The organism is Pseudomonas morbosilactucae, assembly GCF_023241665.1.
GTDB lineage: Bacteria > Pseudomonadota > Gammaproteobacteria > Pseudomonadales > Pseudomonadaceae > Aquipseudomonas > Aquipseudomonas morbosilactucae.
The window spans coordinates 62,156-74,651 of the sequence record NZ_JALQCX010000033.1; the positions used below are offsets into that span (position 1 = coordinate 62,156).

Here is a 12,496-nt window from a genome sequence, read left to right on the forward strand (position 1 = left end):
GTTGGCAGGGTTGGGGTGGGGCCTCAGGCGCAACGGCGATATCGAGTAAAGGATATTTATCGATTGAGCAATATCGTCTTGGCAACCGTCTACAGTTGGACTGTAGGGCCCGTGCGATTGCGCACGCTGTAACGATTTCGCAGCGGGCCTGGCAATCGAATTTCAAGACCGCTTTCGTCCAGACAGCCACCCCATGCAAAGAGGGTGGCGCGGCCAGGGTGGATGCCGACTACAAAGAAGAGGGGGCTTTGTGTTGATGAACCGCATTCCCTGCGACGCCGTCGCGCATCCATCGGCCTTGAGCGGTTTCGGGCAGGCACGGGCAAATTTTGCTGCCCGACCTGCGGCACTTTTTGGCCTTCGCACTAGTCTTAGCGTGGATCGCCGTGACGGACGTCACTTCACCTGTCTACGCTATCCTTGTGCGAGACTCACGCAGGAATCCAGCGCAATATGAATGTCCTGATCGTTGATGACGAACCCCTAGCCCGCGAGCGCCTGAGCCGCATGGTCAGTGAGCTTGAGGGATACAGTGTCCTGGAGCCCAGCGCCACCAATGGCGATGAGGCATTGGCCCTGATCGACAGCCTGAAACCGGATATCGTCTTGCTCGATATCCGCATGCCTGGCCTGGATGGACTGCAGGTCGCCGCCAAATTATGTGAACGCGAGTCGCCGCCGGCGCTGGTGTTCTGCGTCAGCCCCGACGAGTTTCCCGTTGACGCATTCAGCGCCAGCGAAGTCGGTCATCTGCTCAAACCGGTGCGCCCCGAGTCGTTGCTCGAAGCCTTGAAAACCGCCGAAAAACCCAACCGGGTGCAACTGGCGGCGCTGACTCGGCCGGCAGCCGAGAGTGGCAACGGCCCGCGCAGCCATATCAGCGCCAGAACCCGCAAAGGGATCGAGTTGATTCCCCTGGATCAGGTGGTCTATTTCATTGCCGATCATAAGTACGTGACCTTGCGCCATGAAGGCGGGGAAGTCCTGCTGGATGAGCCGCTCAAAGCCCTGGAAGATGAGTTTGGCGAGCGTTTCGTGCGCATCCATCGCAATGCCCTGGTGGCCCGCGAGCGTATCGAACGCTTACAGCGCACCCCTCTTGGGCATTTCCAGCTGTACCTCAAAGGGCTCAATGGCGACGCGTTGATTGTCAGTCGGCGCCATGTGGCCGGCGTACGCAAAATGATGCAACAGCTTTAGGGCGGGGCTTCGACGAGCCACCGGGTGGCTCCCCGCGCCTGTGCGGACAGGGCGCGGCTGATACAAGTCAAAGCGGATTTGGCTGAGCTGTTATTATCTGCCGTATCTATTCAGTACGGATTGATCCATGTCCTCTCGCGAAATCCGCATCGCTACCCGCAAAAGTGCTCTGGCCTTGTGGCAGGCCGAATACGTCAAGGCCCGCCTGCAAGAGGCCCATCCCGGCCTCGTGGTGACCTTGGTGCCCATGGTCAGTCGCGGCGATAAATTGCTTGATTCGCCCTTGTCGAAAATCGGTGGCAAGGGCCTGTTCGTCAAAGAGCTGGAAACCGCGCTGCTCGAGAACGAAGCCGACATCGCTGTGCACTCCATGAAAGACGTGCCCATGGATTTCCCTGAAGGCCTGGGCCTGTTTTGCATTTGCGAGCGGGAAGACCCGCGTGATGCTTTCGTCTCCAATACCTATGCCAGCCTCGACGACCTGCCCCAGGGCAGCGTGGTCGGCACCTCGAGCCTGCGCCGCCAGGCCCAACTGCTGACCCGTCGCCCGGACCTGAAAATCCGCTTCCTGCGAGGCAACGTCAACACTCGCTTGGCCAAGCTCGATGCCGGCGAGTACGACGCGATCATCCTCGCTGCCGCCGGTCTTATCCGTCTGGGCTTCGAGGCGCGCATCCGTTCCTCCATCAGCGTCGATGACAGCTTGCCCGCCGGTGGCCAGGGCGCAGTGGGGATCGAGTGCCGCACCGCCGACACGGAGATTCATGCCTTGCTGGCACCGCTGCACCACGCGGACACCGCTTCCCGGGTGACCGCCGAGCGTGCCCTCAACAAACATTTGAACGGTGGCTGCCAAGTGCCGATCGCCTGCTACGCAGTGCTGGAGGGCGACGAGCTCTGGCTGCGCGGCCTGGTGGGCGAGCCCAGCGGTGGCCTGCTGCTCAGCGCCGAAGCCCGCGGCCCCCGTGGCGCAGCGACGGAGTTGGGAGTTCAGGTGGCTGAAAACCTGCTGGCCCAGGGCGCTGACGACATCCTGCGGGCGGTCTATGGCGAGGCCAGCGAAGAGTGACGGGCTGGCGTTTGCTGTTGACCCGGCCTGAGGACGAATGCGTTGCCTTGGCCGCGGTCCTGGCTGACGCCCAGGTCGCCAGCAGCAGCTTGCCATTATTGGATATCGAGGCGTTACCCCTCTCGCCTGCCCAGCGTTCAACCGTGCTGGAGCTGGATCGTTACTGCGCGGTGATCGTGGTCAGTAAGCCCGCTGCACGCCTGATGCTGGCGCTGCTGGGTGAGCATTGGCCGCAGCCACCGCGCCAACCCTGGTTCAGCGTGGGCGCGGCCACGGGTGCGATTCTCGCTGACCACGGCCTGGACGTGTTCTTTCCCGAGCAGGGGGATGACAGTGAGGCCTTGCTTGAACTTCCCCAATTGCGCGAGGCTATCGAACGGCCTGACCCTCGGGTATTGATCGTGCGTGGCGAAGGCGGGCGCGGGTTGCTGGCTGAGCGCATGCGCAGCCAAGGTGCTAGTGTCGATTATCTGGAGCTCTACCGTCGTGGGGTGCCTGTGTATGCCGAAGGCTTGCTGGCGCAGCGCATTACTGTGGAACGCTTGAACGGCCTGGTGGTCAGCAGTGGACAGGGCTTCAGCCATTTACGGCAGTTGGCCGGTGCGGCCTGGCCGCAGTTGGCGAAGATGCCGTTGTTTGTTCCAAGCCCGCGGGTTGCCGAGATGGCACGCGCCGCTGGAGCTGAAAAAGTTGTGGATTGCCGTGGCGCCAGCGCCGCGGCCTTGCTAACGGCGTTACGGGAGCAACCCGTGCCCGTTCTCTAACGCAAAGGATGGATACGTGAGCGAAACAGCCTTGCCCAAAGATCAAGTGCAGCCGGTGCTTGAGACACCGACCGAACCCGTTCCCCCTGTTGTGCAGCGCCGTGGCAATGGGGTGGCGATTCTAGCCCTACTGCTGGGTGCCGCAGGTGTCGCTGCCGGCGGTTGGGGCATTTGGCAGGTGCGTAGCCTGCAAGCCCACAACCTGCAGCAGTCGGAGCAGTTACAGGCGCTGAACGATCAGGCCCAGAGCTCCAAACTCAGCGAGCAGCGTTTCAGTGCGCGGCTTGAGCAACTGCCGCCAGCGGATGAGCTGGAAGACCGGCGCCGCCTGGTGGCCCAGTTGCAGGGCGATCAGCAGCGTCTCAACCAGCGCCTGGAAAGCGTCCTCGGTGCCAGCCGCAAGGATTGGCGCCTGGCCGAGGCCGAGCACTTGCTGCGCCTGGCCAGCCTGCGTTTGTCTGCCCTGCAAGACATCACCAGCGCCCAGGCGTTGGTCCAGGGCGCGGACGATATTCTTCGTGAGCAGAATGACCCGGGCGCCTTTGCCGCTCGCGAGCAAGTGCTCAAGAGCCTGGCCGCCTTGCGCAGCACCCAGCAGCCGGACCGTACCGGGCTGTTCCTGCAACTGGGCGCCTTGCGCGATCAGGTGCTCGACCTCAATGCCCTGGCCCCCGAGTTTAAGGACCGTGGCGATTCCCTGCCGGGCCTGACCGCCGATGGTGACGGCGCCAGCCTCTGGTCACGAGCCTGGGCGGAGCTTTCGCGGTATTTCCGCATTGACTTCAACGCTGACAAAAACATTCGGCCGCTATTGGCCGGGCAAAGCCTGACCCAGGTGCGCCTGGCCTTGAGCCTGGCCCTGGAGCAAGCGCAGTGGGCCGCCTTGAATGGCCAGGCTCCGGTATACGGGCAGGCGCTGACAGAGGCTCGGGATGTACTGAAAACCAACTTCAATCAGGACGACCCGCAGACCAAGGTCATGGTGGAGCGCCTGGCCGAGTTGAGCCAGCAGCCGGTGACCGTGGTCACGCCGGACCTGGCCAAGACCCTGAGCGCGGTCCAGGCGTACCTTGAGCGGCGCAACCTGAACGCTGAAGACTCGGTGAAACCTCTGGCCAAGCCTGCTGCGAGCACCGCGCAGGAGACCAGCCCATGAAGCGCGTGTATGTGATTGTGCTGTTGCTGATCGCTGCGATCGGCTTGCTGGGTCTGGCGATTGCCGAGCATCCCGGTTACGTGCTGATCGCGTACAGCAACTTCCGTTATGAATCGAGCCTGTGGGCCACCCTGGCCTTGGTTGCACTGATCTGGCTGCTGATCTGGGGCATCAAGCTGCTGATCGAGCTGGTGTTGGTTTCCGGTGGGGTGGTCAACCCCTGGTCGCGGCGCAACCGCAGCCGTCGGGTGCAGATCGCCATCGAGCAGGGGCAGATGGACCTGGCCGAAGGACGCTGGGCCAGTGCGCAGCGGCATCTGCATCGGGCCGCCGAAGCCGAGCGTCAGCCGCTGCTGTATTACCTGGGCGCTGCCCGGGCGGCCAACGAGCAGGGGCACTACGAAGAGTGCGACCGTCTGCTGGAGCGCGCCCTGGAGCGCCAGCCGCAAGCTGAATTGGCGGTGGCCTTGAGTCACGCGCAAATGCAGACCGACCGTGGTGATACCGACGGTGCACTGGTTACCCTGCAGGCCATGCATGAGCGTCACCCCCACAGCGTTCAGGTGCTGCGCCAGTTGCAGCGGCTGCATCAGCAGCGTGGCGACTGGTCGGCGGTGATTCGCCTGTTGCCTGAGTTGCGCAAGGACAAGGCATTGCCCGCCAGCGAGTTGCTGGAACTGGAGCGCCGGGCCTGGGGTGAAAACCTGACCCTCGCCGCGCGTCGTGAAGAAGATGCCACTGCCGGTTTGCAGTCCCTTAATCGCGCCTGGCAACAATTGACCTCGGCCCAGCGCCAAGAGCCGCCATTGATCTTGGCCTACGCCGAGCAACTGCGTCAGTTGGGAGCGGAAGCCGAGGCCGAGGAAGTGCTGCGCACGGCGATGAAGCGCCGGTACGAAAGCCATCTGGCCCGTCTGTATGGCCTGGTGCGTGGCAGTGACCCGGCGCGCCAGCTGCAAACCGCCGAGCAATGGCTGAAGGACCATCCCGATGACCCGAGCCTGTTGCTGACTCTGGGCCGTCTCTGCCTGCAAAGCAGCCTGTGGGGCAAGGCCCGGGATTATCTGGACAGCAGCTTGCGGGTGCAGCGCAATCCGGAAGCCTGTGCCGAGCTGGCACGCTTGCTGGCGCAGTTGGGCGACACCGAGCGCAGCAACCAGCTGTTCCAGGAAGGTCTGGGGTTGCTGGACGAGCGTTTGCTGGCGTCGCCGCTGCCCGTGCCCGCCAGGGCCTGACCTGGCACCCAGTCCGGCTGCCTGAGCAGGGCAGCCGGTTTTTCGCTCTGGTTTTCGTGGTGGCCGCTTTGCGGCATAGCGCTTCTTGAAAGGGGCCTGCGCTTTCTCTACCGTGACTGCCTGTTTCTTCCGTTACGGATCTGTCATGTCGTTGGCCGGCTCGCGCGTGCTGTTCTCCCTGATGTTTCTGCTGGGGGCCTTGGCCTCATGGGCGGCGTTTTACCTGCAATCCGGCGGCGGCCTCGACTCTTGCCCACTTTGGAGTGCGCAGCGCGGTCTTCTGGTGGTGCTCGGCGTGTCCAACCTGATTGCCGCCGCACACGGGCCGCGCCGCCTGGGGCGCTTGCTGTACTGGGGGCTGAATCTGTTCTGGGGCTTGCTGGGCGTGGTCACGGCCGGGCGTCATGTGCTGTTGCAGAACATCCCCTCCGAGCAATTGCTGGCCTGTGTGCCGGACCTGCCGTTCATGCTGCGTCATTTTTCCTGGTGGCAGACACTGCAGTTGGCGTTCAAGGGCACGTCCGACTGTGCTGAGGTCAGCTGGACGTTGCTGGACATGAGCCTGCCGGAATGGAGCCTGCTGGTTTTTGTCGCTGTGCTGATGGTCAGCGGCTACCAGCTATGGCGCCGGTTGCAGGCCCTCTGGCAGGTGCCGGTCTTGTCTTGAGTCAGTATTTGCGCAGGGCAGGCGGATTAAACGCTTGTATGAACTTTATCTCCTGCGTACCTTGAAGCCATTGTCGTGCGGGCATAATCTGGCCCGCACGCGTCATTGGAATTATGTTGCTCGATGCTGTTCTGCCTGGCTGCTGCTTGAGTCTTCAAGCCCCGCAGCGGGTGTAGACGGCATGACCCATAAGGGAAGAGAGATCGCCATGCTCGAAAGTTGTCAGAATGCTCAGGAACGCTGGGGTGGGGTGCACCTGCTGATCGATCGCTGGCTCCAGGAGCGTCACGAACTGGTTCGGGCCTATGACGCCCTCGGTGCCAAACCTGAGGCACTGGCCGAGAGCAAAGCCCCGTTGCAGGAGTTCTGCGCCATTTTGGTGGACTACGTGTCGGCGGGGCATTTCGAAATCTACGAGCAGCTGACCAGCGAAGCCAAGGCCTTTGGCGACAAACGCGGCCTGGAACTGGCGGAGACTCTTTATCCGCGCATCGATGTGATCACTGAAAAGCTGCTGGCGTTCAACGATCTGTGTGATGAAGGCAAATGCGTGGCGCAGAAATTCCAGGAGCTCGGTGGCCTGTTGCATGAGCGCTTCGAACTGGAAGATTGCCTGATCGAAGTCCTGCACAACGCTCACAAGGAAGAAGCGGCTGCCCAAGCTTGAAGGGAGGCGTGAGGTTGACCGAAACGGTGCGCATGGCGCGCCGTTTTTCGTTGTCGGGCCTCAGCTTTTTGTGCCCAGTAATTCGACCTCAAACACCAGAGGCGTGTAGGGCGGGATCAGGTCGCCGGCACCGTCCGCGCCATACGCCTGGGCCGACGGGATCACCAGCCGCCACTTGGCACCCGTAGGCATCTGCTGCAACGCGCTGCGCCAGCCGGCGATCACGCTGTCCAGGCGAAACCACTGCGGTTGCTGGTTCTGATCGAACAGCGTGCCGTCAGGCAGGCGACCCACATAACGTACTTGCACCGAACCGTCCGCGCCGGCCTTGGCGCCGCTGCCGGGGGTGAGTTCGGTGAGCAGGATGCCGTCTGCCAGTTCGCGCACACCGGGCTTGGCTTTCTCGGCGCTGAGAAAACGCTGCTCGTTTTCCAGGGCCACTTCTGTTTGTGGCTTGGCCGATTGCTCGCTGACCTGGGCATCGTGTTGGGCGAGGATCTGTTCGATACGCTCATCCTTGAGTGCCAGGGGCTGGCCTTGATAGGCCGCTTTCAAACCTTCGATCAAGGCCTGGAGCTGCAGCTCGGGGACTTCTTCGCGCAGGCGTTCACCGAGGCTGGCGCCAAGGCTGTAAGCCAGGTCGTGAGCATCATTCGGGGCCAGCTCGGTGGCGGCGTGAGCCACTGGCACAAGCCAGATCAAGGATAAAAAAAGGTAGCGCGACATGGGCACTCTCCGGCCTGAGATGGTGGGGATTATGCCAGTGGCGATGGTCACGCTGGTGAGCAACTTCGAGTCGCGTGCAGAACATTTTCAATCGGCTGCAACGCGGGGCTTTCGATACTGTCAACATGCCCTAGCGGCGGTAGCAGCAGAGGTCTAGTATGAGCCGCAACTCACGTCAGCCAGGAGGTAAACCATGTCGGCCAATAAGAAGCCTGTAAGTACTCCGTTGCATTTACTCCAACAGTTGTCGGGCAGCCTGCTCGAGCATTTGGAAAACGCCTGTTCCGAGGCCTTGGCTGATGCTGAAAAACTGCTCGCCAAGTTGGAAAAACAACGGGGTAAAGCGCAGGAAAAACTGCACAAGTCGCGCACCAAATTGCAGGACGCCGCAGCGGCCGGCAAAGCCAAGGCGCAAGGCAAAGCCAAGGGTGCAGTGAAAGAACTTGAAGACCTGCTGGATGCTCTGAAAGAGCGTCAATCGGAAACCCGCACCTACATTCTGCAACTCAAGCGCGATGCCCAGGAAAGCCTGAAACTGGCCCAGGGTGTTGGTCGCGTGAAAGAAGCGGTGGCCAAAGTCTTGACCACCCGTGATGCCAAGCCAGCAGCGGCTGCGGCGAAGAAGCCTGCCGCCAAACCGGCAGCAGCCAAAGCAGCTCCTGCCAAATCGACCGCTAAACCTGCTGCCAAGCACCCGCCAAGCCAGCGGCCAGTGCTGCCAAGCCGGCGGTGAAACCTGCGGCCAAAACCGCAGCCGCCAAGCCTGCTGCCAAACCGGTTGCGGCCAAAACCGCGGCGGCTAAACCTACCGCCAAACCGGCTGCCAAGGCCCCGGTGAAAGCCGCGGCAAAACCAGCGACCAAGCCAGCCGCCAAAACCGCAGCGGCCAAACCGGCAGTGGCCAAGCCGGCCGCTAAACCCGCTGTTGCCAAGGCTGCGGCCAGCAAGCCAGCGGCGCCTAAAACCCCGGTGAAAGCCGCCGCTAAACCTGCTGCGAAACCAGCCGCTAAACCGGCTGTCGCTGCCAAACCAGCCACTGCAGCCAAGCCAGCCGCGGCTGCTGCCAAGCCCGCTGCTAAACCGGCCGCCAAGCCAGTGGCGAAAAAACCAGCCGCCAAACCTGCTGCCGCTAAACCGGCCACCGCTCCTGCGGCCGCCAAGCCAGCGACACCTGCCGCACCTGCTCCAGCTGCTTCGCCAGCACCGGCAGCCACTCCGGCGGCTCCTGCGTCGGCCGCTGCCAGCAGCACCCCAGGCAGCGCTTCCTAAGCGCTGGTCACCGCGACACGCAGCACCTGCAGCGCGTCGCGGTTGAAGTTGGCGGCTTCGGCCGCCACTCCTTCCAGCCAGGCCGACAAATCGTCCGCCTGCCCCTCTGGCCAGTTCTCGGCCACATCTTGCAAACGCATTAACAATTGCCGTTCCGCTTCCAGTTCCAGGGCTTTGACCTGTTCGCGCAAGATCCGCAGTTCCGGATCCTGGCCGGACGCCGGGCGCCATTGATTGCGTAACTGGCGTAACGGTTGCACCACGTCCCGGTGCCAGGGCTCGGCCTGCTCGCGTAGCAACTCAAGCCGTTGCGCAGTGCAGGCCACGCCACGCTCTCCGAGCCAAGCGGCGCACAGCAGCAGACAGACATTGGCACCGGCCCCCTGCAATTGCAGGCACGCCGCTTCGACGCCGGAAAGGGCGTAGGTCTTGAGGGTAAAGCTCCACAGGTCAGAGGACATATTCCTACTCGCGCCAGTTGCGAGCGAAGCTGGTAGACTCCGCCGCCATTATGATTCGACTTCAGAACCTGACTTTACAGCGTGGCCCGCAACGTCTGCTAGAAGACGCCGAGCTGACCCTGCACGCCGGCCATAAAGCCGGCTTGATCGGTGCTAATGGCGCCGGCAAATCCAGCCTTTTCGCCTTGTTGCGCGGTGAGCTGCACCCGGATTCCGGGGACTGCTTCCTGCCCGCCGACTGGCGCATTGCCCACATGCGCCAGGAGGTCGATACCCTCGAACGCCTGGCCGTGGACTATGTGCTCGATGGCGACCTGCGCCTGCGTCAGGTGCAGCGTGAGCTGGCGGCGGCCGAAGCGTCCCACGACGGTGCTGCCCAGGCGCGCCTGCATGCCGAACTGGACAGTGCCGACGGTTACACCGCCGACGCCCGGGCGCGCAAATTGCTGGCGGGCCTGGGGTTCACCAACGAGCAGATGGACCGTCAGGTCGGCGACTTCTCCGGGGGCTGGCGGATGCGCCTGAACCTGGCCCAGGCGCTGATGTGCCCGTCGGACCTGTTGCTGCTCGACGAGCCCACCAACCACTTGGACCTCGACGCCATTATCTGGCTCGAAGAGTGGCTCAAGAGCTACCCGGGCACCTTGCTGCTGATCTCCCACGACCGCGACTTCCTGGACGCCGTGGTGGATCACGTGGCCCACGTCGATCAGCGCAAGATCACGCTTTATCGCGGCGGCTACAGCGCCTTCGAACGCGCCCGTGCCGAGCGTCTGGCCCAGCAACAGCAGGCCTACGAGAAGCAGCAGGCGCAACGGGCGCACATGGAAAGCTACATCGCTCGCTTCAAGGCCCAGGCCACCAAGGCCCGTCAGGCCCAGAGCCGGATCAAGGCCCTGGAACGCATGGAAGAGCTGTCGGCGGCCCATGTCGATTCGCCGTTCGACTTCACCTTCCGCGAGTCGATGAAGATCTCCAGCCCCTTGATCGATCTCTCCGACGCGCGCCTGGGTTATGGCGAGCGGGCGGTGCTGGAGAAGGTCAAGCTGCAACTGACCCCCGGCGCGCGGATCGGTTTGCTGGGCCCCAACGGTGCCGGTAAATCGACCCTGATCAAGAACCTGGCCGGTGAGCTACAGCCGCTGTCGGGCCGCCTGACCCGTGGCGAGAACACCGTGGTCGGCTACTTCGCCCAGCATCAGTTGGACTCCCTGGACTCCAAGGCCAGCCCGTTGCTGCACCTGCAACGCCTGGCCCCCACCGAGCGTGAGCAGCCTCTGCGCGACTTCCTCGGCGGCTTTGATTTCCGTGGTGCGCGCATCGATGAGCCGGTGCTGAATTTCTCCGGCGGCGAAAAAGCCCGCCTGGCCTTGGCGCTGATCGCCTGGGAGCGGCCCAACCTGTTGCTGCTCGACGAACCCACCAACCACTTGGACCTGGAGATGCGCCTGGCCTTGACCATGGCCCTGCAAGAGTTCAGTGGCGCGGTGCTGGTGGTGTCCCACGATCGCCACCTGCTCAAAAGCACCACCGACAATTTCTACCTGGTGGCGGACGGCAAGGTCGAGGAGTTCGACGGCGACCTGGACGACTACACCCGTTGGCTGGTGGATTATCGCCAGCGCAATGCGCCGGTCAGCAACACCCCGGTCAACCCGGACAAGACCGACAAAAAGGCCCAGCGCCAGGCCGCTGCGGCCCTGCGTCAGCAGTTGGCGCCGCACAAGCGTGAAGCCGACAAGCTGGAAGCCGAACTGGGCAAGGTCCATGAGCGCCTGGCCAAGATCGAAGCCAGCCTGGGCGACAGCGGCATCTACGAGGCGGCGCGCAAGGACGAATTGCGTGACCTGCTGGCTGAACAGGCCAAGCTCAAGGTCCGTGAAGGGCAGTTGGAAGAGTCCTGGATGGAAGCCCTGGAGCTGCTGGAAAGCCTGCAGGCGGAGTTGGAGGCCTTGTCCTGATGGAGGCGTTGCAGTTGTCGTTGCCGGCGCAATGGATCGAGCCGCTGTGGATTGGCGTGCAGATTCTGCTGATCCTGTTGGCGGGCTACCTGGCCCAGCGTTTCGTTGCCCGTTGCCTGACTCGCCTCGGCGAGCGTTACCCTTTCCCGCCGCAATTGCTGATGCCCCTGCGTGGCGGCCTGCGCTGGCTGATCATGGGCAGCGCGCTGATCTTTGTCCTGGAGCGCCTGGGCGTTTCTGCCACGGTGCTGTGGACCGCCTTGTCCGGCTTTGTCGCCGTGGCCGCGGTGGCCTTCTTCGCCATGTGGAGTGTGCTCTCCAACCTGCTCTGCGCGATTTTGATCTTCACCGTCGGGCCATTCCGCCTGGGCGATCTGGTGGAGCTGGTGGACACGGTGGACAAGCCCGGCGTCAAAGGCCGGGTGGTGGCGATCAACCTGCTCTACACCACCCTGATCGAAGTCGAAGAGGCCGGCACCGGCAGCGCCATGGTGCAAGTGCCCAACAGCCTGTTCTTCCAGCGTTCGGTACGCCGTTGGCGCGGTGCCGACGCCTTGCCCCTGGGCTCCGGCGGCAAGTAGCCCTGGGCCTTTGTCGGCGCCGAAAAAAAACGATAGTCATCCGCCAGCCGGCGCATTAGCTTAGGCACCTGAACCGATTTTGAGTCGAGGTGTGCGATGGTTTTTGAGACATGGCTGGCGTTTTTTGCCGCCTGCTGGGTGATCAGCCTTTCCCCGGGCGCAGGCGCTATCGCGTCGATGTCCTGCGGGCTGCAATACGGTTTCTGGCGCGGTTACTGGAACGCCCTGGGACTGCAGCTGGGCCTGGCGCTGCAGATCGCCATTGTCGCTGCGGGCGTGGGCGCCATTCTCGCGACCTCCGCCACGGCCTTCTATGCCATCAAATGGTTCGGCGTGGCCTACCTGGTGTACCTGGCGATCAAGCAATGGCGCGCCTTGCCCAGCGACCTCAGTGACGACGCCGCCATTCGCCCGATCGGCAAGCCCCTGGCCCTGGTGTTTCGCGGCTTCCTGGTGAATGTCAGCAACCCCAAGGCCCTGGTGTTCATGCTCGCGGTGCTGCCGCAGTTCATCGACCCGCACGCGCCGCTGGTGCAGCAGTACCTGATCCTCGGCGTGACCATGATCGTGGTCGATCTGATCGTCATGGCCGGCTACACCGGGCTGGCGTCCAAGGTGCTGCGCCTGCTGCGTACGCCGACCCAGCAACGGCGCATGAACCGCACCTTTGCCGGGTTGTTCATCGGCGCCGCGGGGTTGCTGGCGACCATCCGCAAAGCCGCGATCTAAAACCGCAGGCA

13 protein-coding genes and 1 pseudogene are annotated in these 12,496 nt (G+C 63.1%); 12 read left to right on the plus strand and 2 right to left on the minus strand.

What is annotated here, in order from left to right; translation table 11 throughout:
• Positions 1 to 453: 453 nt before the first annotated feature.
• The 7 genes from M1B35_RS17765 to rsd all read left to right on the plus strand — a co-directional run bounded on the left by M1B35_RS17765 (position 454) and on the right by rsd (position 6,758).
• Entirely contained in the window at positions 454 to 1,200 is a 747-nt protein-coding gene (locus M1B35_RS17765; protein WP_123327780.1) for a LytR/AlgR family response regulator transcription factor, read from the plus strand.
• 127 nt (positions 1,201 to 1,327) lie between these two features.
• A complete protein-coding gene (gene hemC / locus M1B35_RS17770; RefSeq protein ID WP_268262656.1) occupies positions 1,328 to 2,269 on the plus strand; it encodes a hydroxymethylbilane synthase in 942 nt (313 codons plus the stop codon).
• Complete coding sequence (locus M1B35_RS17775; protein ID WP_268262657.1) at positions 2,266 to 3,033, plus strand: uroporphyrinogen-III synthase; 768 nt, start codon at positions 2,266 to 2,268, stop codon at positions 3,031 to 3,033. The genes hemC and M1B35_RS17775 overlap by 4 nt, the downstream gene beginning before the upstream one ends.
• 16 nt (positions 3,034 to 3,049) lie before the next feature.
• On the plus strand, positions 3,050 to 4,189 hold the full coding sequence (locus M1B35_RS17780; protein ID WP_123327777.1) for a uroporphyrinogen-III C-methyltransferase: 1,140 nt from the start codon (positions 3,050 to 3,052) through the stop codon (positions 4,187 to 4,189).
• Positions 4,186 to 5,424 carry a heme biosynthesis protein HemY gene (locus M1B35_RS17785; protein ID WP_268262658.1) on the plus strand — a complete coding sequence of 413 codons (1,239 nt, stop codon included), beginning with the start codon at positions 4,186 to 4,188 and terminating at the stop codon, positions 5,422 to 5,424. Before M1B35_RS17780 ends, M1B35_RS17785 begins: the two co-directional genes overlap by 4 nt.
• A gap of 145 nt (positions 5,425 to 5,569) precedes the next feature.
• Positions 5,570 to 6,091 (plus strand): disulfide bond formation protein B, encoded by a 522-nt coding sequence (locus M1B35_RS17790; RefSeq protein ID WP_123327775.1) that lies wholly within the window; start codon positions 5,570 to 5,572, stop codon positions 6,089 to 6,091.
• Positions 6,092 to 6,299: 208 nt separating this feature from the next.
• The gene (gene rsd / locus M1B35_RS17795; RefSeq protein ID WP_123327774.1) at positions 6,300 to 6,758 is read left to right on the plus strand and encodes a sigma D regulator; all 459 of its coding nucleotides are present in this window, start codon (positions 6,300 to 6,302) and stop codon (positions 6,756 to 6,758) included.
• 60 nt (positions 6,759 to 6,818) lie between these two features.
• Here rsd and M1B35_RS17800 read toward each other — a convergent pair whose 3' ends face one another.
• A complete protein-coding gene (locus M1B35_RS17800; protein ID WP_268262659.1) occupies positions 6,819 to 7,484 on the minus strand; it encodes an FKBP-type peptidyl-prolyl cis-trans isomerase in 666 nt (221 codons plus the stop codon).
• A 193-nt stretch (positions 7,485 to 7,677) separates the two neighbouring features.
• Between M1B35_RS17800 and M1B35_RS32305 the strand changes: the two genes are divergently transcribed.
• Together M1B35_RS32305 and M1B35_RS32310 are read left to right on the plus strand one after the other, a co-directional pair.
• Positions 7,678 to 8,217 carry an AlgP family protein gene (locus M1B35_RS32305; protein WP_425273423.1) on the plus strand — a complete coding sequence of 180 codons (540 nt, stop codon included), beginning with the start codon at positions 7,678 to 7,680 and terminating at the stop codon, positions 8,215 to 8,217.
• Positions 8,211 to 8,753 (plus strand): annotated as a pseudogene (locus tag M1B35_RS32310) (hypothetical protein); the annotation flags it as partial. The gene M1B35_RS32305 and the pseudogene M1B35_RS32310, both read left to right, overlap by 7 nt.
• Here the strand turns inward: M1B35_RS32310 and M1B35_RS17810 are convergent.
• Positions 8,750 to 9,214, minus strand: coding sequence for a TIGR02444 family protein (locus M1B35_RS17810; RefSeq protein ID WP_268262660.1), 465 nt, complete (start codon positions 9,212 to 9,214; stop codon positions 8,750 to 8,752). The pseudogene M1B35_RS32310 and the gene M1B35_RS17810 sit on opposite strands and share 4 nt — an antisense overlap.
• Positions 9,215 to 9,264: 50 nt before the next feature.
• Here M1B35_RS17810 and M1B35_RS17815 point away from each other — a divergent pair, with 50 nt between their 5' ends.
• The 3 genes from M1B35_RS17815 (at position 9,265) to M1B35_RS17825 (ending at position 12,485) form a co-directional block, all read left to right on the plus strand.
• On the plus strand, positions 9,265 to 11,175 hold the full coding sequence (locus M1B35_RS17815) for an ATP-binding cassette domain-containing protein (RefSeq protein WP_123327770.1): 1,911 nt from the start codon (positions 9,265 to 9,267) through the stop codon (positions 11,173 to 11,175).
• Positions 11,175 to 11,756 (plus strand): mechanosensitive ion channel family protein, encoded by a 582-nt coding sequence (locus tag M1B35_RS17820; RefSeq protein ID WP_123327769.1) that lies wholly within the window; start codon positions 11,175 to 11,177, stop codon positions 11,754 to 11,756. The genes M1B35_RS17815 and M1B35_RS17820 overlap by 1 nt, the downstream gene beginning before the upstream one ends.
• A gap of 96 nt (positions 11,757 to 11,852) precedes the next feature.
• Positions 11,853 to 12,485 (plus strand): LysE family transporter, encoded by a 633-nt coding sequence (locus tag M1B35_RS17825; protein WP_123327768.1) that lies wholly within the window; start codon positions 11,853 to 11,855, stop codon positions 12,483 to 12,485.
• Positions 12,486 to 12,496 lie beyond the last annotated feature (11 nt).

What these genes read in the sequence shown, in the direction of transcription:
- M1B35_RS17765 (WP_123327780.1), top strand. Translation starts at nt 454, where the DNA reads ATGAATGTCCTGATCGTTGATGACGAACCCCTAGCCCGCGAGCGCCTG.
- hemC (WP_268262656.1), top strand. Translation starts at nt 1,328, where the DNA reads ATGTCCTCTCGCGAAATCCGCATCGCTACCCGCAAAAGTGCTCTGGCC.
- M1B35_RS17785 (WP_268262658.1), top strand. Translation starts at nt 4,186, where the DNA reads ATGAAGCGCGTGTATGTGATTGTGCTGTTGCTGATCGCTGCGATCGGC.
- M1B35_RS17790 (WP_123327775.1), top strand. Translation starts at nt 5,570, where the DNA reads ATGTCGTTGGCCGGCTCGCGCGTGCTGTTCTCCCTGATGTTTCTGCTG.
- rsd (WP_123327774.1), top strand. Translation starts at nt 6,300, where the DNA reads ATGCTCGAAAGTTGTCAGAATGCTCAGGAACGCTGGGGTGGGGTGCAC.
- M1B35_RS17800 (WP_268262659.1), bottom strand. Translation starts at nt 7,484, where the DNA reads ATGTCGCGCTACCTTTTTTTATCCTTGATCTGGCTTGTGCCAGTGGCT.
- M1B35_RS32305 (WP_425273423.1), top strand. Translation starts at nt 7,678, where the DNA reads ATGTCGGCCAATAAGAAGCCTGTAAGTACTCCGTTGCATTTACTCCAA.
- M1B35_RS17810 (WP_268262660.1), bottom strand. Translation starts at nt 9,214, where the DNA reads ATGTCCTCTGACCTGTGGAGCTTTACCCTCAAGACCTACGCCCTTTCC.
- M1B35_RS17815 (WP_123327770.1), top strand. Translation starts at nt 9,265, where the DNA reads ATGATTCGACTTCAGAACCTGACTTTACAGCGTGGCCCGCAACGTCTG.
- M1B35_RS17820 (WP_123327769.1), top strand. Translation starts at nt 11,175, where the DNA reads ATGGAGGCGTTGCAGTTGTCGTTGCCGGCGCAATGGATCGAGCCGCTG.
- M1B35_RS17825 (WP_123327768.1), top strand. Translation starts at nt 11,853, where the DNA reads ATGGTTTTTGAGACATGGCTGGCGTTTTTTGCCGCCTGCTGGGTGATC.